The following is a 19,578-nucleotide window of genomic DNA, read 5'->3' as shown; positions in this document are numbered from 1 at the left end:
TGCATGACGCCGGCTGGGCCGGCTTCACCGCGATGCTGGAGTACAAGGCCGCCCGCTACGGGCGGACCTTCGCCAGGGTGGACCGGTTCTTCCCCTCCACCCGCAGGTGCTCGGACTGCGGCCAGATCACCGAGAAAATGCCACTCAGCGTCCGGTCGTGGACCTGCCCGTGTGGGTCGGTCCACGACCGGGACGTCAACGCCGCCAAGAACATCAAGGCCGCCGGACAGGCGGACTTCAACGACCGTGGAGCGCGGGTAAGACCGGGATTCGTCCCGGCACTGCGCGGCGAAACGGTAACCCACCCGGACGCCGCGCGGTCCACGCGCGGCGTGGAGGGAATCACCGTCCATCAGGGCGGAGAGGATGTCAAGACGTTCGGCGCAGCACGAGCGTGACGAAGCCGAAGATGCCCCGATAGCCCTTGAGCCAGCCGTCGCGGTGGCTGGTGGCCACCTCCAGCGCCTGCGCGCTGTCGGGGTGGCCCGGGTTGTCCAGCGCCCACTGCGCCAGGCTCCCGGTCCAGCTCCACTCGTACTCGTCGAGCTCCTCCGCCGTGCTGGCGTGGCCGTACACCGGCGTCCAGCCGTCGGCCACGACCTGGTCGACGGTCCCAGCGAGGTCGGCGTAGGTGTCTGGCTCCGCCTCGAACTCCGCGAGGGTGGCCGCGTTCGGTTCCCGCTCCCAGAAGGCCTCGCCGACCATCGCGACCCCGCCGTCGGCCAGGTGCGGCCTGATGGCCGCCAGGGTGGGCAGCAGCCCGCCGAACGCGTGCGTGGCGCCGACGCAGAGCACCACGTCGGCGGGTCGGTCCGACCGGTACTCGCTCGCGTCCTGCTGGCGCAGGTCGAGCCGGTCGGCCACGCCGAGTTCCCTCGCCCGCTCCCGCGCCTCGGCGAAGCCCTCGGTCGAGAGGTCGACGCCGATCGCCGTCACCCGGTCGTGCGCGGCGAGCGCGCGAAGCAGCCATTCGCCCGAGCCGCAGCCGAGGTCGAGCAGGTGCGCGTCGGGCCGTTGGACGGCCCGGTCAAGCAGGCGGAGCACGGTGTCGTCGGTCAGTGGCGACGCGATCGGGTGATGCGTGTGCGCCAACGCGCTGAGTTTCTGGCGGTCCATTCGGAGCATCCAACACGTCGGGGCGGCGTGCCGCGCGGCATTTTCCGGCCGCGCGGCACGGCCGCCGAACGGTCGTCAGAGCGTCGGATAGTCGGTGTAGCCGCGGTGGTCGCCGCCGTAGAAGGAACCTCGGTCCGCCTCGTTGTACGGGCCGTTCGCCCTGATCCGGCTCGGCAGGTCGGGGTTGGCCAGCCACAGCCTGGCCAACGCGACCGCGTCGGCGATCGCCAGCGCGGCGACCGCGCCCTCGACGGACGCCGCCTCGCTCGGGTCGGTCTCGTGCGGGTTGACGATCAGCGTGCCGGCCCAGGCCGACCGGATCGCCTCGGTGATCTCGCGGGTGCCCAGCTCCATCACGTGCACGTAGGCGAGCGGCGGCAGCGCGCCGGCCAGCTCCGCGTACAGCTCGGCCGAGTCGCTTTCCGCGATACCGTTGGCGGGATTGCTCGGCGAGAGGCGGATGCCGGTGCGCTCGGGGCCGATCGCGTCGGCGATCGCGGTGATGGTCTCCAGGGCGAACCGGATCCGGTTGGCGATCGAGCCGCCGTAGGAATCCTCGCGCAGGTTCGCGTTGTCGGCGAGGAACTGGTGCACGAGGTAGCCGTTCGCGCCGTGCAGTTCCACACCGTCGAAGCCTGCGTCGACCGCGTTGCGCGCGGCCACCACGAAGTCCTCGACGGTCGCGGCGATCTCGGCCGGGGTCAACGCGCGGGGCGTCGGGTGCGGCAGCATGCCGTCCGGGGTATAGAGCTGCTCGCCGGAGGCCACCGCCGACGGGGCGACCGGCACCTGGCCGTGCAGCGCGGGGTGGCCGACGCGGCCGGAGTGCATGAGCTGGGCGAAGATCCGCCCGCCCGCCTCGTGCACGGCGTCGGTGACCTGCCGCCACGACTCGACCTGCTCGGCGGAGTGCAACCCGGGGGTGGAGATGTAGCCCTGGCCGACCGCGCTGGGCTGGATGCCCTCCGAGATGATCAGGCCTGCGCTGGCGCGCTGCGCGTAGTACTGCGCCATCAGCGGCGTGGCCAGGCCGTTCTCCGTGGCGCGGCTGCGGGTCATCGGGGCCATCACGAGCCGGTTTGGCAGCTCGAGCTTGCCGAGGGTCATGGTGTCGAAGAGGCTCATGTCGATCTCCAGGTTGTTGGTGATCGAGACGTTACGAGCCGTTCCACTGGGATCGCTTCAGTAGTGTTTCGGTAGTTGTCACTGGGGTCTGTGCCGACGCGGGGTGCCCCGAACCCACCCTCGTCGTCCGGGATCAGCACGCGGTGGTGAGGTGTGCCGTGTGCGCGGTCACCTGTGCGGAGTGCTGGGCTGCCCTGTGTGAGTGGGGAATCGAACCCCGTAGCGCTGCCCATCGCGCCGCCAGAGGTCGGAGTCCGCCGACCACGGTCCGTGCTCGCCTCCCGGACGACTACCTGCTTGCCCCGCGTCAGTCGAGCAGATCCACCTCCCAGTTCGCGCGCTGGATGCGCGCGTCCAGCTCGCGGAGCTGCCTGGCGAGCTGGTCCGCGGTGTCGCGCAGCTCGGCGACCGGGAGGGCGGACAGCCACATCAGCTCCGACCGCAGCTGCCGGCCGACCCCGCGCTGGTCGCGCCCGGCCGCGGCGTCCGCGGCGGAGGTGATCACGCTGTGCCGCAACCGAAGCACGTCCCGGCGGGCGATGGCGTCGGTGACCGTCCCCTCGTCCAGCGGCGTCGCCGCGTTGGTGCGGTTGATCCGCCGGATCAGCGACTCCAGCTCGTCGAGCACCTCGCCGACCTGGGTGAGCAGGGCCGAGGCGTCCTCGGCCGGCACCTCGCCCTCCTGGTAGCGCGCGCTGCCGACGACCCGCGAGCGCAGCTGCTCCACCCGGCGCGTCGCGTCGGCGCGCAGGGCCAGCGCCTCGGCCAGTTTCATCGATGGTCCCCCGTTCGGTCCGGCACCGGCGAAGTGTGCCGCACAACGGGCTCGGCCGCCCACTCGATTCCGCCGCGCAGCGGCCCGGCCGGGGAAGTCAGGCGCTCGCCGCGAGACCTGAGGCGGCCACCACCGAGGGCAGTTCGTGCCGTGAGCCGACGCCGAGCTTGGGGTACGCCTTGTACAGGTGGTACTCGACGGTCCGCGCGCTGAGGAACAGCTGCGCGGCGATGTCCCGGTTGCTCACCCCGGCCGCAGCAAGCCGCACGATCTGAAGTTCCTGTGGTGTCAACGAATCCAGCACGTCCGGTCCGCGCGCCGGCACCGCGGCCTCCCCCGTCGCGCGCAGCTCGGCGCGCGCCCGGTCCGCCCACGGCGCGGCCTTGAGCCGCTCGAACACCGCCAGCGCGGACCGCAGCAACGGGCGGGCGTCGGTTCGTCGCCGGTGCCGACGCAGCCACTCACCGTAGGCCAGCTCGGTGCGGGCCCGCTCGAACGGGCGCCCGCCGCCGATCTCGACGGCGCGGGCGAACGGCTCCTCCTGGTCCGACGCGATTCCCTTGCAGCGCAAGGCGACCGCCCTCGCCCAGGGCCGCCCGCTCGCCTCGGCCCATGCGGTGAACCTGGCCAGCGGCTCGGCGTGCGGCAGCCCGGCGCGCACCGCGGCCTCGACCCGGTCGGGCACCCCGACCATGACGGCGGAGGTGTAGCGGTACGGCCCCGCCTCGGCCTCCTCGAACCGCCGGACCGCCGCCTCGTACCGGCCGAGCCCCAGGTCGAGCAGTCCGTGCAGGGACGCCGAGGAGCCCGTCGCGACCCGGCTCGCGGTGGCGATCAGCTCCAGGCACCGCTCCTCGTCGCCCTCGATCGCGGCGATCCGGCCGAGCACCGAGCTGACCAGCGCCACCCGGTGTCCCATCCCGGTGCTGCGGGCGATCTCCATCGCCTCCGTGGCGCTCTCCACCGCCTCGCGGTGCAGCCCGGACCGCACCTGGGCCTGCGCCAGCATGAACAGCACGCTGGGCAGCGCGCCGATCACACCGTCCGCCCTGGCCAGCGCCACCTCGGTGGCGGCGAGGTCGAGCGCGGCCTCGTCGTCGACGGTCAGCAGCGCAACGTTGATGGCGTGCAGGCGCAGCTCGGGGATCTCGTGCCGGGTGGCCCGCGCCGCCGCGACCACCTCGGCCAGCGTCGGGAACGCCTCGGCGTAGGCGCCGTCGGCGAGCGCGGCCAGCGCGCGCGCCGAGTTGGGCACGGCCAGCTCTGCCATCAGGTCGGCGGCCCGCCGCACCGGGGGCAGGTCGCCGATGAACCAGGCCTGGCTGGCGGCGATGGCCAGCATCGCCGCCCGCCTGTCCGGCGGCGCGAGCGGAGCGGTGTCGAGGAGCATCTGCGTGCCGTTGGCCTGCGTGCCCTGCTCGTACTCGGCCATCGCGAGGACGCCGGCCAGCGAGACCAGGTTCGCCGGGTCGGTGGTCGAGCTGGCCGCGCGGGTGGCCAGCTCGGCGGCGCGGGCGGGTTGGCCTGCCCGCGACGACGCCGAGGCGGCCCTGGTCAGCCGGTCGGCCCTGCTGTCAGGTTCGGTGCTGAGCGCGGCGGCCTGCTCGAAGGCCGTCGCCGAGGACGCGAAGGCGCCCCGGTCCCAGCTGTCGGCCGCGACGGCGGCCAGCTCGGCGGCGATGGTCTCGTCGGGGGCCAGCGCGGCGGCGGCCCGGTGTCGGACGCGCGCGTGCCGGTCTTGTGTCGACTCGGCGAGCGCCCGGTGCGCGGCGACCCGCATCGACAGCGACGCCTCCTGGTAGACGGCGGAGCGGGCCAGCGGATGGCGGAACACCACGCCGTCGCCGACGATCCTGACCAGCCCGGAACGCACCGCGTCGTCGAGGTCGTCGAGGCCGAAGCCGAGCACCTCGCCGGCCAGCACGACGCAGCCGAGGTCGCCGGAGCCCGCCGCGGCCACGGTCAGCACGAGCCTGGTCCGCTCCGGCAGCCGCGCGATCCTGCTGCGGTACTCGGCGAGCACCCGCTCGCCGACCGGCAGCGGCCCGAACGCCGGCATCCTGGTGTCGGCGGTGTTCAGTTCGAGCAGGGCGAGCGGGTTGCCCTCGGACTCGGCGACGATCCGCTCGCGGGCGGCCGCGCCGAGTCCTGGCGCGCGCTCGGCCAGCAGCGTGGCGCTGGTGGCGCGGTCGAGGCCCGGCACGGCGAGTTCCGGCAGGCCGCCCGCGTCGAAGCCGTCGCGGGCCGCGAACACCATCAGCACGGGTTCCGCGCCGAGCCGCCGTGCGGCGAACAGCAGCGCCTCGGCGGAGGTCCGGTCCAGCCAGTGCGCGTCGTCGACGAGGCACACCAGCGGCCCGGCCGAGGCGAGCAGGTTGAGCACGGCGAGGCCGGCGAGGAACCGGTCGGGCACCTCGCCATCGGCGTGGCCGAGGGCGACGCGCAGCGCGCCGGCCTGCGCGTCCGGCAGGGCGGTGAAGTCGTCGAACCCGCCCAGCAGCAGGTGCAGCGCGGCGTAGGGCAGGTCCTGCTCGGCCTCGATGGCGGCGGTGCGCAGCACGGTGAGGCCGTCGGCCTCGGCGGCGACGGTGTCCAGGAGCGTGGACTTGCCGAACCCGGCGTCGCCCCGCAGCACCAGCGCGCCGCCCGAGCCGTTCCGGACCGCGTGGACCAGGCGGCGCAGCTCCGCCAGCTCCGTCTGCCTGCCGTGGATCACCCGGAAACACTACCCAGCACAGGTGGGTGGCGGGGCGGCGCGTGCGGCCGATCACCCGCTGGGCAGGCCGAGCAACTGGTCGAGGCTCGTCGCGCCGGTCAGGCCGGGACGCCCGAGCAGGCCGGGCAGCGGGCCGTCGGGCGGCGGCGGTGCGGCACCGTCCGGCGGCGCGTTCTGCGAACCCCGCACACCGGTCGGGCTGCCGGCGGGCTCGGCGCAGTGCGCCGCGTTGTTGGCCGGCGCGTCGGAGGTCACGTCCGGCGACCGCCGGGTGGTGCCGTCGTAGCCCCGGACGCACGGCGGCGCGTCCTTGGTGACGATGAGGTTGAGGTGCGCCATGCCGTCCTTGCCGTTGACCACGGTGGTGTTCGCGATCGCCGACAGCCACGGGTAGGTGACCAGGGTCTGTTCGATGCCGTCCCGGTGCACCAGCAGGACCTTGTTGACGCTGAGCACGTTCGCCAGCAGCGCGCCGAGGTCGGGGCCGGTCTCCCGCAGCAGGTCGCTGATCTGGTGGCCGGCCTGCGGCGCCGCGCTGATCAGCCTGCGGAGGTCGCCGTCGGACTGCTTGAGCTGGGCGGCGATCCGGCTCAGGTCGGCGCTGAAGGAGACGATGTCCGAGCCGAGGTCCAGTTGGGTGTCCAGCACGGTGTGCGCGCTGCGCAACAGCTCTCCGGTCTGCGGCAGGTGCTCGCTCGCCGTCGCGGTGAAGCTGCGGACCGAGTCGATGATCTTCTGGAGTTCCGGCCCGGTTCCGGTGAACGCGACGTCCAGCTCGTCGACGACCGTGCGCACCGAGTCGACCGGCACCGACTTCGTCAGACTGTCCACATCGGACAGCACTTCCTGCACGGCTGGCGGCAGCGAGGTGTGGTCCAGCGCGATGCGGGAGCCGGCGCGCAGATACGGCCCGGTGTTGTGGTCGGGACGCAGGTCGAGGTACTGCTCGCCGACGGCGGACCGGTCGGCGACCACGGCCCGCGTGTCGGCGGGGATCGGCGGGGCGTTGCTGTCGATGTTCAGGTCCACCTGGATGCCGTTGTCGGTCAGCCGCATCGCGCCGACCCTGCCGACCTTGGTGCCGAGGTAGGTGACCTCGGCGTTGGGGAACAGCCCGCCCGCCCTGCCGAGATCCGCGGTGACGAGGTAGCTGTCCGCGCCGAACAGCCGGTTCAGGCCGGCGTAGCGGTAGCCGGCGAAGCTGACGCCAAGCAGCGTCAGCACCACGAAGACGGCGAGCTGGACGCGCGCCCTTCCGGTCAGCATCAGCCGCTCCCGGTGGTCGACGGTGGGGCCGACGAGCCGGGCGGCGGCGTCGGCGAGGAGGACGGCGGCTGTTCGGAGGACGGCGGTTGCCCGGTGGACGGCTGGACTGTCGTCGTGCCGACGGGAGGCGTGGTCGAGGTGATCGGCGGTTCGGTGGTCGGCAGCGGGAGCGGCGGGGCGTCGCCGGTCGCCGGCGGCTCGGTGGTTGGCTGCTCGGTGGTGGGCGAGTCCGTGGTCGGCGGCGCGCCCGGCTGCGGCACGCCCGGCTGCGGCGCGGCCGGGTCGGGCAGCAGGTTGCTGACCAGCGAGCCGAGGTCGAACTTGATGTACATGTTCACGAAGTCGCCGCGCAGCGACTTCGCCCCGAAGTCGGTGAACGGGAACGTGAACAGCAGTTGCAGGGACGCCGGCAGGTTCGCGCCGGCCTCGGCGAGCTTACGCAGCGTCGGGGTCAGCGCAGTGAGGTCGGCGACCAGGTCGTCCTTGCTGCGGCGCACGGTGTCGACCGCGACACCGGAGAGATTCTCCAACGCCCGCAACATGTCCACCAGCTGGCCGCGCTGCTGGTCGAGCACGTCGAGGCCGGGGCCGATGGTGTCCAGCACGTGCGCGAACGCGTCCTTCTGCCCGTCCAGGGTCGCGGCGAGCCGGTTCAGGCCGTCCAGCGCGCGGGTGATGTCGCCGCGGTGCGCGTCCAGCCTGCCGGCGAAGTCGGTCACGGTGGCCAGCAGCGTCCGCAGCTGCGACTCGTTGCCGGAGCTGACGGTGCTCAGCTCGCGGGAGATGTCCTGCAACTGTTGCACGCCACCGCCGTTGAGCAGCATGGACAGCGCGCCGAACACCTCCTCGACCTCGACGCTGCGGCTGGTGCGCTCGACCGGGATCACCGCGCCGTCGGCCAGCGGCGGCTGACCCGCTCCGTCCGGCGGCGCGACCAGCTCGACGTACTTCTCGCCGAGCAGGCTGGACTGGCGCAGCGCGGCGGACGCGGTGGCCGGCAGGCGCACGTCGCCGTTCACCGCCAGGGTCACCTCGGCGGTCCACGGGCCGTGCAGCAGCGTGATCGCGGTCACCTTGCCGACGGTGACGTCGTTGACCTTCACGCCGGCCTGCGGCACCAGGTCGAGGACGTTGCGGAACTGGGCGCGCACGACGTACGGGTGCCCACCGAGATCCGCGCCGCCGGGCAGCGGCAGGTTGTACGCGCCGCCGAAGGGCCCGCAGCCCGCGACGGCGAGAACGGCGAGCAGTGCCAACGCCAGACGTCTCATCGCGCGCCCCCGTCCCGCGTCAGCGGCAGCGGCGGCGCGGTCGCCGGATCGCCCTGCGCCCCGCCGGGCTGGCCGCACAGCTCGGCGAGCGCCTGCGCGTCGGCGCCCGAGGGCCCGGCCTGCCGGCAGACGGCGGCGAGCAGCGGCCCCTGCGGCCCGTATCTCGGCACGAAACCGTTGGCCAGCCGCACGTTCAGCGAGCCGGTGGTCGTGTCGTAGGCGTTGGTGACGTTGTTCAGGGTCAGCGGCACCACGCGGAGCACCTCGCCCAGCGCGGTCTTCTCGTCGACGAGCACCTTCGTCAGGCTCGCCAGGTTGTCCACGCTGGACTTCAACGAAGCCCGGTTGTCGTTGATGAAGTGCGCCACCTTCTCCAGCGCGGTGGCCAGCCGGTCGGCCGCGTCCGCGAGGGTGCCGCGCTCCCCCGCGAGGAACCCGCTGACGTCCGCGAGCCGGTGCACGAGGTCGCGCAGCTGGCCGTCGCTCGACGCCAGCGTCGAGCTGAACTTGGCCAGGTTGTCGACCGTGCCGAACAGGTCCTGCTGGCTGCCGGTCAGCGTCGCCGCCGCCGCGCCGAACTGGGTTATGGTGTCGTGTAACGACTTCCCGTTGCCGGCGAGGTTGTCCGCCCCGGTGGTGATCAGGTCCGACAGCGCGCCGGTGCGGTTCGCCCCGTTGGGGCCGAGCGCGGTGGAGATCTTGTTGAGGCTGTCGTACAGCTCGTCCAACTCGACGGGCGTCGCGGTGCGCTCGCGCGGGATCACCGCATCGTCGGCGATCTGCGGTCCCTCGGTGTACGCGGGCGCCAGCTGCACGTAGCGGTCGCTGACCAGGGCAGGCGCGATCACCGCCGCCTGCGCGCCGGCCGGCACCGGTACGTCGCGGCTCACCGAGAAGACCACCCGCACGACGTCGCCCTCGGGGTGCACCAGCTCAACGACGCCGACCCGCACACCGAGCACGCGCACGTCCGAGCCGACGTACAGCCCGACGGCCTGGCCGAAGTACGCGGTGATCCGCCGGGCGTCGGGGATGCCGGTGAGCTGCCAGAACGCGGCGCTGGCCAGCAGCACCAGCACGCACGCGATGGCGATCGCGCGTTCCAGTCTCAGGAGGCGGTGGTTCGTCAGCATCCGTTGCCTCCTGGCTGTCCCGCGGTCAGACCGCAGATGTAGCTGTCGATCCACCGGCCGTTGCCCGCGGTGTTGTTGAACAGCCGCGCGAACGGCGCGAGCTGGCGGATGCCCTGCGCGAGGGCGTCCTGGTTGGCGCGCAACATGCCGGCGAGGTCGTTGAGCTGGCTCAGCGTCGGCCCGAGCTGCGCGGTGTTGTCGTCGACGAGCCCGGTCAGCTGGTCGGCGAGGTTCCTGGTTCCGGTTAGCAGCGCGCTGATCGCGTCCTTTCGCTGCTGTAGCTCGGCGAACAGCAGGCCGCCGTCGCCGATGATCTTCGCGAACTCGCCGTCGCGGTCCGCGAGGGTGTGGCTGATCCGGCTCGTGTTGGACAGCAGCACGGACAGCTGTGTGTCGCGGGAGGAGATCGTCCGCGACAGCGCGGACAGCCCGTCCAGGGTGCCGCGCAGCTGGTTCGGGGTGTTGTGGAAGGTGTCGGTCAGCACCTGGAAGCTCTGCGCCAGCTGGGTTGTGTCGATCCCCTGGATGGTGCCGGCCAGGCCGTTGAACGCGTCAACCACGTCGTAGGGCGACAGCGTGTGCGCCAGCGGAATGGCGGTGCCGGGGTCGAGCGGGCCGCTGCCCTGCGGGTCCAGCGCGAGCACCTTCTGACCGAGCAACGTCTGGATCTTGATCGCGGCCACCGTCTGGTCGCCGAGCCATGCGTCCCTGACCCGAAACGACACCACCACGTGGTCGCGGACCAGCCGCACGTCGGTGACCTTGCCGACCTTGATGCCGGCGACCTGCACCTGGTCCTGCGGTTTGAGGCCGGCGGCCTCGCGGAACTCCGCCTGGTAGCCGACCCCGCCGCCGATGATCGGCAGGTCGTCGGAGAAGAAGGCCGCGAGCAGCGCCAGCGCGATGGCGGTGAGGCTGACCAGGCCGATGGTGACCGGGTTGCGTTCGCGGAAGGTCATGGCGCGCACCTCGGGGGATTCGGCTTGCCGACCACGCCGCACAGGTAGAAGTTGGCCCAGGAGCCGTAGTCGGCCGACCTGGTCAGCCCGCGCAGCTTGTCGGGCAGCGACTGGACGAAGTGCCGCACGACGTCCTTGCTGTCGTTGAGGTTCCCCGCGAGCAGGCCGAGCGCGGCGATGTCGTCCTTGACGGGTTGTCTGGCCGAGGCCAGCAGCCCGGCGGTGCTGTCGGCCAGGTCGCCAAGCGCGCCGATCGCGGAGCCGATGGCCTTGCGGTCGGCGGCCAGCCCGCTGATCAGCTGCTGGGTGGTGACCACCACCTGGGACAGCTCGTCGCCGCGCGAGTTCAGCGAGTCCAGCACGGAGTTCAGGTTGTCGACGACCTTGCCGATGACCTCGTCCTTGCCCGCGATGGTCGAGGTGAGCGAGGCGGTGTGCGCGAGCAGGGTGTCGATGGTGCCGCCCTCTCCTTGCAGCACCTGGATGATCTCGAAGGAGAGCTTGTTGACGTCCTCGGGGTTGAGCGCCTGGAACAGCGGCTTGAAGCCGTTGAACAGGTCGGTCAGGTCCAGCGCGGGCTGGGTCCGGTCCAGCGGGATCCGCGCGCCCGGCGGGAGCGTCGCGTTGATGTCGGTCGCGGTGCCCCTGCCGAGTTCGACGTAGCGCTGGCCGATCAGGTTGCGGTACTTGATGGTCGCGGTGACCCCGGCCGGCAGCGTCACGTCGCGCTGCACCTCGAGCACCACCTCGGCCTGGTCGCGGTCGACGATGCGCAGGTCGCCCACCTGGCCGACCCGAACTCCGGCGACGCGCACGTCGTCGCCGGAGTGCAGCCCGGCGACGGTGCGGAAGCGGGCCGTGTACGTGGTGGCCCCGTTGACATCGAGGTTCGCGATGGTCAGCGCGAGCAGGGCGGTCGCGGTGATCGTGACGACGGCGAAGACGCCCAGCTTCGCCAGCGGTGCGATGACTCCCCTCATCCCAGCCCTCATCCCAGCGTCACCTCCTGGCCGCGCAGCAGCGGACCGAGCAACAGGCCGCTCCACTGCGGGACGTCGGCAGGCGGCAGATCGAGGACGGGCGCCAGCAGCTGCGCGAGGAAGTCCCGCTCCGGCGCGGAGTTCGGCACCCCGAGCCCGCCGATCTGGCCGATCACCGCCTGCGGGCTCGTGACGCTCTCGCTGGTGCCGCTGTCGTCGGCGGACGCGGGCTTCGGCCGCGTGGTGGTCGTCGGTTTCGCCGTGGTGGTCGTGGGTTTAGTGGTGGTGGTCGTGGGTTTCGTTGTGGTCGTTGGCTTCGTCGTCGTGGTCGGCTTCGTGGTGGTGGTCGGTTTCGTGGTCGTCGGCGGCGGTGTCGTGGTGGTGTGGATGCTGCCGTCCTGGATGGGGCCGTCCGGCGGGTCCTGCGCGATGGGGGCGTTGGCCGGGTCCGTTGGATAGCACCGTGGCCCGCGCCGGTCGGCGTACTGCGGGGCCTCCGCGCCGGGCAGGTACTTGCCGCGCTTGCTCGGCTTCACCTTGAGGTCGACGTGCAGTCCCGGTGTCGTGGTGTCCTTGCCGAACGCCTTGTCCACCTTGGGCGCCAGCGCCGCCATGCCGGCGAGGAAGCACGGGTACTCGTCGGAGTAGGTCGCCAGGAGTTCCAGCGTCGGCCGACCGGTCGCGGACACCTCGATGAGGTTGTTCTCGTTGGTGTCCAGGAAGTTCCGCAGGTCCTGCGCGGTGCCGGTCAGCGTGCCGAGCAGGTCGCGCAGGTGGTCGCGCTGCTCCGCGACCGTCTGGCTGGTGACGGCGAGGTCGGACAGCGCCCGCACGAAGTCCGGCGCGGCCGCGGTGTAGGTGTCGGCGACCTCGCCGAGGCGGCCGAGGTCGTGCGCGAGGGTGGGCAGTTCGGGATCGAGCCTGCCGAGGTAGGCGCCGAGCTGGGTCAGGGACTCGCCGAGCGGCCGGCCCCGGTGGTCCAGGGCCTGCGCGATCGCCGTCAGCGTGGTCGACAGCTTCTGCGGCTGCACCGCCTGGAGGGTGGGCATGAGGTCGTCGAGCAGCCGCTGCACCTCGATCGCCGCCGCAGACCTGTCCTGGTCGATGATGTCGCCCGCCGCGAGATGGCCCGCAGCGCGCTGCTGCGGGATCTCCAGGTCCACGTACCGCTCGCCGAACAGCGACTTGGGCAGCAGCCGCGCGGTGACGTTGGCCGGGATCATGGCGACCTTGTCGGGTTGCAGCGCGAGCCCGAGCTCGGCGCCCGCGCCGGTCGAGGTGATGGACCGGACCTCGCCGACGACCACCCCGCGCACCTTCACGTCCGAGCCGGTCAGCAGTTGGTTGCCCGCGCTGGCGGTGCGGACGGTCACCGCGACGACCGGCGTGAACGCGTGCCGGTACAGCGCCATGGTCAACGCGAGGAACGCGGCGATCACCGCGATGAACGCGATGCCGAGCAGCCTGCGGCGCAGGCGTGCCATCCCCGATCCCATCTCGGCCTCCTCGTTACCGGGGGGCTCGTGAGTGGAAACTGGCGCTGCGACGGCAGTTTCCACTCACGAGCTGTCAGGAGATGGAGATCTGGCTCAGTGCGACCCTCGGATTCGGTGTGGCACAGGAGATCTGCGCCGAGCCGAGCGTGGTCCCGCCGGCGTCCTGCACCGTGATGGTGCCGCCGGAGCTACCGGCCGAGAGGGTGACCTGGCCGCCGCTCGGTCCCGCGGTGAACGGGCCGATGGTGAGCGTGTCGGTGCCCGACGGGATGGGCACGCTCGCGGCCTGGCCCGCCGTCAGCGCGGTCTGGCCGACGGCGATCGCCGGGCTGGCCGCGTTGACCGATGCCGGGGTGGCGTTGTCGGCCTGCACCTCGAAGTCGGTCAGGCTGCCGCTCGCGGTGGTGGCCGTCGGGTACTGCGCGAGGATGGCGTTCACTGCGGAGGCCGAGTAGTTGAGCGAGCCGCCGCCGCCGGTGATCGAGAACTGGCTGCCGCCGGGCACGACCCTGGCGAAGGTGCCGGTGAGCGTCCCGGAGATGTCCTGCGAGCCAAGGCCGCTGACGGTGCAGGACAGCGGCAGATTGACGCTGCCGGTGAGGCTGCCGAGCGGGATGTCGCCGAACACGGCCCGCGCGCCGGTGGACGGCTGGGCAGGCGGCAGCCCCGCCGGTCCGCCGATGTTGACGGCGGCCAGCGACACGGTCGGGTTCGGCGCGTCGCAGGTGACGTCGAGCGGGTACAGCACGGGGTTGCCGGATGCGTCGGCGAGGTTGATCGTGGCGGTGGAGCCGCCGACGCCGAGGTTGGCGATGCCGCTGGTGCCCGCGGTATACGGGCCGACCGTCAGCAGGCCGTCAGCAGGCAGCGGGAGCACCACGGGCTGGTCGGCGACGAGCTTGGTGGACGGGATGACGATGGGGGTGCCGTTGGCCGCGTCCAGGCTGGCGGGTGTCGCGCCGGTCGCGGTGATCTGGAGGGTGTTGACGGTGCCGCTCATCGAGTCGGCGCCGAGCGCGGCGATCAGGTTGACCACGTTCGCCGGGATGGTCAGGGTGCCGGCGCCGTCGGACAGGTAGAACTGCTGCCCGGAGCCGAGCTGCGAGGTGAGCGTGCCGCTCAGCCCGACATTGACGGTCTGGGTGCCGATGATGGGCATTGTGCAGGAGAACGGGAAATTGACCTGCCCGATTTCCGCTCCAGCCGGCACGGCCGGTGAGACGGGTGCCGCGCCGGCGGTCGGCACCACGGCCAGCGCCGCGACCAACACACCTCCGGCAACAATTCCCCACTGCCTCCACCATGTTCTCTTGGCCATTGACGTCGCTCCTCTTCAGCGAGAAAGCCGATCATGACTTGCGGAGAGAACTAAGCGTGGCCCGGCCTGGTCCTACCACCGGCCAAAGGGGCAGTCAAGGGTAACCAAGGGGCTCATCACCCGATTGCCGCTACGCACCGTTTACTACTTTCAAGTAGGTAAGTTGACTGTTTTCACAGGTCAGACACACTGAAGGAGATCCAGTTCGTGACCCTGAGCGATCATGAGCGCCGAGCGGTCCCGACCGGCGCCGCCGCGGGCCACGTCACGCACGCGACGGCCGCCACTCGGCCGAATTCCCGCCGTGCGGTTTCCCAACTAATAGCCGCCGAAAAGGCGGTCGCAATCGAGATGATTCCAGGACTGCTCCGCAAACAGCGGACTCCGGCCTAATTCCCCTGGAGCACCGAGCACAACCGGTCGAGCAGGTCGTGCAGCGTGCGACGATCCTCGGGACCGAGGGCGTCCAACGCGGCAATGGTGGCCTGCATTCGCTCGCGGACCTGCGCGGCGACCTTGTTGCCCTCGGCGGTCGCGACGACCTTCTTCACGCGCCGGTCGGCGCGGTCGGCGTGCCGCTCGACGAGCCCGCGCCGTTCGAGACGGTCGACGAGCAGCGTGGCGTTGGACGCGTCGCAGGACAGCCGGTCGGCCAGCTCGCCCATCGCCGTCGGCTCGCCGAGCAGCGCGAGCGCCTTGGCCTGGGTGGACGTCAGGTCCAGGCTGGTGGAGGCCTCCGCGAAGTCCTGGACGTAGCCCCGACAGAACATTGCGACGGTCCCCATGAGCTCCGCCGTGCTCGGCGCGGCCGGTGCTGACGCCTGTGACATGCCACCGAAGGTACGCCAGGTACTTGACAGGCTCAAGTTCCTCCGGTTGTACTGTGCACACATTCACTTGAATGGCTCAAGCTTCGAATCGCTCAAGCATTCCGTCTCGTAGAGAGCTCCCCGATGACATCCACAGCGCCATCGCCCGCGTCCCGAGCCAGGGGCACGGCCGTCATCCTCGCGGTCGGGCTAGCCGCCATGGTCGTCTCGATGACCCAGACCCAGGTCGTGCCGATCCTCGGGCTGATCCAGCACAAGCTGGGCACCACGGCCGCCGGGGCCGGCTGGGTGACCACCGCGTCCCTGCTGTCCGCGGCCGTGTTCACCCCGCTGCTCGGCCGGTTCGGCGACCAGCACGGCAAGAAGCCCACCCTCGTCGGCGTCCTTGTGGTGCTGGTCGCGGGCTCGGTGCTCGCGGCGGCCACCGACTCGCTGTCGTGGCTGATCATCGGCAGGGTGCTCCAGGGCGCCGGCATCGCGATCTTCCCGCTGGCCCTGTCGGTGCTGCGCGAGGAACTGCCGCACGAGCGGCTGCACGGCGCGATGGCGTTGGTCAGCGGCACGCTCGCGATCGGCGGCGGCGTCTCGCTCGTCACCACCGGCCTGCTCACCCAGGGCAGCGACGCCAGCTACCAGCCGGTGTTCTGGCTCTCCGCCGGCCTCACCGTCCTCGCGCTGCTCGCCGTCGTCGCGCTGGTGCCCGCCAGCCGCACCCGCAGCGGCGGCCGAATCGACGTGCTCGGCGCGCTGACCCTCGGCGGGTTCCTCGTGCTCCTGCTGCTGCCCATCTCGCAGGGCCACCAGTGGGGTTGGGGCTCCGCCGCCACGATCGGCTGCTCCGTCGGGGCCGTGCTGATGGCCGCGCTGTGGGTGCTGGTCGAGCGCAAGGTCAGCGACCCCATGGTCGACCTGCGGATGTTCACGCACCTGCCGGTGCTGTTCACCAACGTCGCCGGCCTGCTCGTCGGCTTCGCGATGTTCGCCCAGTTCCTCGGCGTGTCCTACCTGGTGCAGATGCCGCCGAAGGTCGCGGGCTACGGGTTCGGCGCGTCGGTGCTGCGCGCCTCGGTCGAGTACCTGCTGCCGAGCACGCTGGTGTCGCTGCTCGCCTCGCCGATCGGCGGCGTGCTGGTGCGGCGCATCGGCGCGCGGACGACGCTGGCCATCGGCGCCGTCATCGGCGCCGCAGGGTTCGGCTGGCTCGTCGTCGCGCACGACACCACCGCGTCGGTGATCGGCGGCGGGGTGGCCATCGGCATCGCGATCAGCTTCGGCTACGCGGCCATGCCCGCGCTCATCGTGGCCGGTGTCGAGCACCACCAGACCGGCATCGCCAACGCGCTCAACTCGATCTCCCGGTCGGTCGGCAGCTCGATCGGCAGCGCGATCATCACCACGCTGCTCGCGTCGAAAACCGTTGCGGTGCCCCACCTTCCGCCCGGCGTGCCGGCCCCGCCTGCCGAGAGCCAGTTCACGCTCGCCTTCGGCATCGCCTGCGTGGCACTGCTGTTGGTGGTTCCCGTCGCACTGCTCGGCCTGCGCCGCACGCACTCCCCGCGAGTGGCCGACCCAAAGGTCGCGCTGCCGGAGCCTGCCAACGCCTGACCGCGTTCACACTGCCAACGCGATGCCTTGGGCTGATCTTTCGCCCAAGGCATCGCGTTGGCGCGCAACGGAAGCGGCTACTTGTCGACGGTGAGCGCAGACAGCCAAGCGCGCCAGGCGATGGCCGGAAAGGTCAGTACGCCGCCAGCGGGGTTCTTGGAGTCCCTTGCGACCATCCGACCCTGGACGTAGGCCACCTCGACACACTCGCCATTGTTGGTGCTGCGACTGCTCTTGATCCACCGAGCGGCGGACAGGTCGTGTGGGGACACAGGGGCCTCCGGGCTAACTCCCGCCGGCCAGCGCCCTGATCAGCGAGAGGGACTTGTCGGGCGCGGCAGCGACCGACTGCACATTCTCCGCTGCCATTTTATACGTCCGCACGTCATCCTGATCCTGGCCGTAGACGGCTCCGTCCAGGTGCTCCGCGTAGGCAATGGACTGCGCCTGGGCAAAGTCGAGCACCACGAACGATCCTGTGCCAGCGGTGTGCGGGCCATCCTCGGGACGAAGCACCTGGATGGTGATGTTGGGTTGCCTGGCGAGTCTGATCAGATGCTCACGCTGCGCGCGACGGGTCTCTGGACTGCCAACTCTCAACCGCAGGGCGGCTTCGCCGATGACCGCATGTAGCCGCAACGGCTCCGGCTCGATGAGCCGCTTGGCGCGGGCCACCCGGAACGATGCGAACCGATCACTGTGATCGCGGCGAACGAAGCCAGTTGACTCGGTGATGGACTCCGCGTATTCCTCGGTCTGTAGCAAGCCTGGCAGCACCATCGGCTGGAAGACGAACTCGGCCTCGGCGAGCCCCTCCAGTCCCACAAAGGTCTTGAACCAGTCCGCGACGACGTTGGACCAAGGCGCCCACCAGGTTCTGCCTTCAGCGCTACCCGCCAACGAAGCCAACCGGTCGACGTCGCGGCGCTCCGCGCCGTAGAGGTGCAGCAGCTTGGCCATGTCGTCCGGGTGCTGTTGGTATCGCCCGTTCTCCATGCTGCTCAACTTCGACTTGGAGATTCCCGTTGCCTCCAGGACCTGAGTCGGCGTGGAGTTCGCCTGCTTCCGGAAGTTGGTCAACTCGACACCGATCAACCAGCGCAGGGCCGAAGGATCGTTCCGCGTCGTCATGGCGCAGATCATTCCGCACTCAGCGAGCTGGGGCATTCGCTCGATCGTGTAATTCATATTGCGAAACGTTTTGCGCTAGATTTCGCACATCGGCACGTCGGGTGAAGGAGCGACAGTGGAGAACCAAGAAGACACCAACCGCCTGTTGCGTCTACTGGACGAGGAAGCCCGAACAGACTGCCCCCGCCTCTTCGCGCTGTACGGGGTGTACCGCGAACCACTGTTCGAGGGCGACGTTGACCTGGAGTTCCTCGGCTGGGGCATGGAGTTCACGCGCCAAGGCAGGGCCGTGCTGTGGATGGGGCCGCACGAAACATGGAGTTCGGACTCCGCTGCCGCCCTGCTCAGGAGTCAAGGCAGGTATGCCGACGCAAAACTGGTTTGGCTCACAACACCTCCCGCGACGCCGTGACAATGACCTTCCTGCGCCACCTTGACGGCGAGCGCGAACCTGTCGCCCCGATGTCACGGTGACAGAGGACGCGGGCGACCAATCGATTGTCGGCGGTATGCACCGCGAGCAGGAACGTGGCCATGGGACTGCGCTGTTGCGAGCGTGCGAGGCGTAGGCGACCGTCCACATGAGAGTTCCCCAGCAGGTCGTCGCGAAGGTGTCCCGCAAGAAATCGGACGACGTGCCGGCACCGACTCGAACCCGCGTCCCGGCAGGCCCGCAGGATGAGGTCCATCAGCGGCGAGTTGCAGCACCGCCCAGTCCGCCAACAGCGGCAGCCCGGCGGGGGTCGGCCGGCGGGTGGATGGATGTGATCGGTGCGGAGTGCGGGACGGTGTGACGTGGTCGGCGGCCGGGCTTTGCGGACAAGTCGGACCTCGCCACCGGTGGCGGACATCTCAGGCTTGTCCATAAGGCAAGGCTTGCCTAGCCTGCTGCCATCGCGCCAATCAGCACAAATGATCAGTCACTGGAGCCGTCATGAGCTCGACCAACATCGCGATCCTCGGCGCCGTCGCCGGGTTCACGATCTTCCTCGGCCTGCCGATCGGTCGCCTGCGTCGCCCGGCCCTCGGCCTGCGCGCATTCCTCAACGCGTCGGCGACCGGCGTGCTGCTGTTCCTGCTGTGGGACGTCCTCACCCACGCGGTCGAGCCGGTGACCAAGGCGCTGACCTCAGCCAAGGGCGGTCAGGGCGGTTGGGGTGAGTTCGCCGGGCTCGCGACGGTGTTCGCGCTGGGGCTCGCGATCGGTGTGCTGAGCCTCGTGTACTACGAGCAGTGGACCAAGCGCAGGGCCACGCGGGCGGGCGGCCCCGGCACCACGACGGCGGCCGACCTGACAGGCCACCCGAACGACCCGGCCGTCGCCGCGCGCCGGCTGTCCATGCTGATCGCGGTGGGCATCGGGCTGCACAACTTCTCCGAGGGCCTGGCCATCGGGCAGTCTGCGGTCAAGGGCGAGATCAGTCTCGCCGTGCTGCTCATCGTCGGCTTCGCACTGCACAACGCCACCGAGGGCTTCGGCATCGTCGCCCCGCTCGCCGCCACCAGTGTCCGGCCGAGCTGGGGCTTCCTCGCGCTGACCGGCCTGATCGGCGGCGGCCCGACCCTGCTCGGCACGCTGCTGGGCCAGTCCGTCGACAACGACTGGCTCTACCTGGCGTTCCTCGCGCTGGCCGCGGGCTCGATCCTCTACGTCGTGGTGCAGCTGCTCGGCGTCGGCGCGAAGCTCGGCCGGCCGAGGCTGCTGTACTGGGGCCTGCTGGCCGGCCTGTTCGCCGGCTTCGCCACGGACTTCGTGCTCACCGCCGCCGGCAGCTGAACTCCGTCACGCAGCTGAACTCCGCCACCGGCAGCTGAGTACTGACGCGCCCGGTGCGGCCCCGCCCGCTCGCGGAGCCG

At 71.0% G+C, this 19,578-nt stretch carries 18 protein-coding genes; 4 read left to right on the top strand and 14 right to left on the bottom strand.

Translation table 11 applies throughout. The features are described 5' to 3' along the window. A partial coding sequence (locus F0L68_RS43985) for an RNA-guided endonuclease InsQ/TnpB family protein (RefSeq protein WP_223199547.1) occupies window positions 1-398 on the top strand: 398 nt, incomplete at its 5' end. On the opposite strand, the gene F0L68_RS39260 is transcribed toward F0L68_RS43985, so the two are convergent. The 12 genes from F0L68_RS39260 to F0L68_RS39205 all read right to left on the bottom strand — a co-directional run bounded on the left by F0L68_RS39260 (window position 370) and on the right by F0L68_RS39205 (window position 14,985). Further along, window positions 370-1,116, bottom strand: coding sequence for a methyltransferase (locus tag F0L68_RS39260; RefSeq protein ID WP_149855001.1), 747 nt, complete (start codon window positions 1,114-1,116; stop codon window positions 370-372). The genes F0L68_RS43985 and F0L68_RS39260 overlap by 29 nt on opposite strands. Before the next feature lie 75 nt (window positions 1,117-1,191). Next, complete coding sequence (locus F0L68_RS39255; protein WP_149855000.1) at window positions 1,192-2,241, bottom strand: alkene reductase; 1,050 nt, start codon at window positions 2,239-2,241, stop codon at window positions 1,192-1,194. Window positions 2,242-2,548: 307 nt separating this feature from the next. After that, window positions 2,549-3,016, bottom strand: coding sequence for a DIP1984 family protein (locus tag F0L68_RS39250; protein WP_149854999.1), 468 nt, complete (start codon window positions 3,014-3,016; stop codon window positions 2,549-2,551). Window positions 3,017-3,113: 97 nt separating this feature from the next. Continuing rightward, a complete protein-coding gene (locus F0L68_RS39245; RefSeq protein WP_149854998.1) occupies window positions 3,114-5,732 on the bottom strand; it encodes an AAA family ATPase in 2,619 nt (872 codons plus the stop codon). A gap of 51 nt (window positions 5,733-5,783) precedes the next feature. Continuing rightward, window positions 5,784-6,998 carry an MCE family protein gene (locus F0L68_RS39240; RefSeq protein ID WP_149854997.1) on the bottom strand — a complete coding sequence of 405 codons (1,215 nt, stop codon included), beginning with the start codon at window positions 6,996-6,998 and terminating at the stop codon, window positions 5,784-5,786. Beyond that, the gene (locus F0L68_RS39235) at window positions 6,998-8,269 is read right to left on the bottom strand and encodes an MCE family protein (RefSeq protein ID WP_149854996.1); all 1,272 of its coding nucleotides are present in this window, start codon (window positions 8,267-8,269) and stop codon (window positions 6,998-7,000) included. The genes F0L68_RS39240 and F0L68_RS39235 overlap by 1 nt, the downstream gene beginning before the upstream one ends. Continuing rightward, entirely contained in the window at window positions 8,266-9,402 is a 1,137-nt protein-coding gene (locus F0L68_RS39230; protein ID WP_149854995.1) for an MCE family protein, read from the bottom strand. Before F0L68_RS39230 ends, F0L68_RS39235 begins: the two co-directional genes overlap by 4 nt. Continuing rightward, entirely contained in the window at window positions 9,396-10,361 is a 966-nt protein-coding gene (locus F0L68_RS39225) for an MCE family protein (protein ID WP_149854994.1), read from the bottom strand. Before F0L68_RS39225 ends, F0L68_RS39230 begins: the two co-directional genes overlap by 7 nt. Then, window positions 10,358-11,341 carry an MCE family protein gene (locus F0L68_RS39220; protein ID WP_149854993.1) on the bottom strand — a complete coding sequence of 328 codons (984 nt, stop codon included), beginning with the start codon at window positions 11,339-11,341 and terminating at the stop codon, window positions 10,358-10,360. Before F0L68_RS39220 ends, F0L68_RS39225 begins: the two co-directional genes overlap by 4 nt. 8 nt (window positions 11,342-11,349) lie before the next feature. Further along, entirely contained in the window at window positions 11,350-12,837 is a 1,488-nt protein-coding gene (locus tag F0L68_RS39215; protein WP_149854992.1) for an MCE family protein, read from the bottom strand. A 73-nt stretch (window positions 12,838-12,910) separates the two neighbouring features. Beyond that, window positions 12,911-14,155 carry a DUF6801 domain-containing protein gene (locus F0L68_RS39210; RefSeq protein ID WP_149854991.1) on the bottom strand — a complete coding sequence of 415 codons (1,245 nt, stop codon included), beginning with the start codon at window positions 14,153-14,155 and terminating at the stop codon, window positions 12,911-12,913. A gap of 389 nt (window positions 14,156-14,544) precedes the next feature. Continuing rightward, window positions 14,545-14,985 carry a MarR family winged helix-turn-helix transcriptional regulator gene (locus F0L68_RS39205; RefSeq protein WP_149854990.1) on the bottom strand — a complete coding sequence of 147 codons (441 nt, stop codon included), beginning with the start codon at window positions 14,983-14,985 and terminating at the stop codon, window positions 14,545-14,547. Window positions 14,986-15,108: 123 nt separating this feature from the next. Here F0L68_RS39205 and F0L68_RS39200 point away from each other — a divergent pair, with 123 nt between their 5' ends. Further along, a complete protein-coding gene (locus tag F0L68_RS39200; RefSeq protein ID WP_149854989.1) occupies window positions 15,109-16,590 on the top strand; it encodes an MFS transporter in 1,482 nt (493 codons plus the stop codon). A 77-nt stretch (window positions 16,591-16,667) separates the two neighbouring features. Here the strand turns inward: F0L68_RS39200 and F0L68_RS39195 are convergent, their stop codons facing one another. Both F0L68_RS39195 and F0L68_RS39190 read right to left on the bottom strand, forming a co-directional pair. After that, a complete protein-coding gene (locus F0L68_RS39195) occupies window positions 16,668-16,862 on the bottom strand; it encodes a DUF397 domain-containing protein (protein WP_188317079.1) in 195 nt (64 codons plus the stop codon). A gap of 13 nt (window positions 16,863-16,875) precedes the next feature. Then, window positions 16,876-17,721 (bottom strand): helix-turn-helix domain-containing protein, encoded by an 846-nt coding sequence (locus F0L68_RS39190; protein WP_149854988.1) that lies wholly within the window; start codon window positions 17,719-17,721, stop codon window positions 16,876-16,878. Between the two features lie 115 nt (window positions 17,722-17,836). Here F0L68_RS39190 and F0L68_RS39185 point away from each other — a divergent pair, with 115 nt between their 5' ends. Next, window positions 17,837-18,133: a hypothetical protein gene (locus F0L68_RS39185; RefSeq protein WP_149854987.1), complete on the top strand. Its 297-nt coding sequence runs from the start codon at window positions 17,837-17,839 to the stop codon at window positions 18,131-18,133. Between the two features lie 522 nt (window positions 18,134-18,655). Further along, complete coding sequence (locus F0L68_RS39180) at window positions 18,656-19,498, top strand: ZIP family metal transporter (RefSeq protein ID WP_149854986.1); 843 nt, start codon at window positions 18,656-18,658, stop codon at window positions 19,496-19,498. The last annotated feature ends 80 nt before the right edge of the window (window positions 19,499-19,578 follow it).

Source organism: Solihabitans fulvus (assembly GCF_008386585.1).
In the GTDB taxonomy this organism is placed as follows: Bacteria; Actinomycetota; Actinomycetes; order Mycobacteriales; family Pseudonocardiaceae; genus Solihabitans; species Solihabitans fulvus.
The sequence above is the reverse complement of the archived record's forward strand: the minus strand, read 5'-3'. Positions and strand labels throughout refer to the sequence as shown.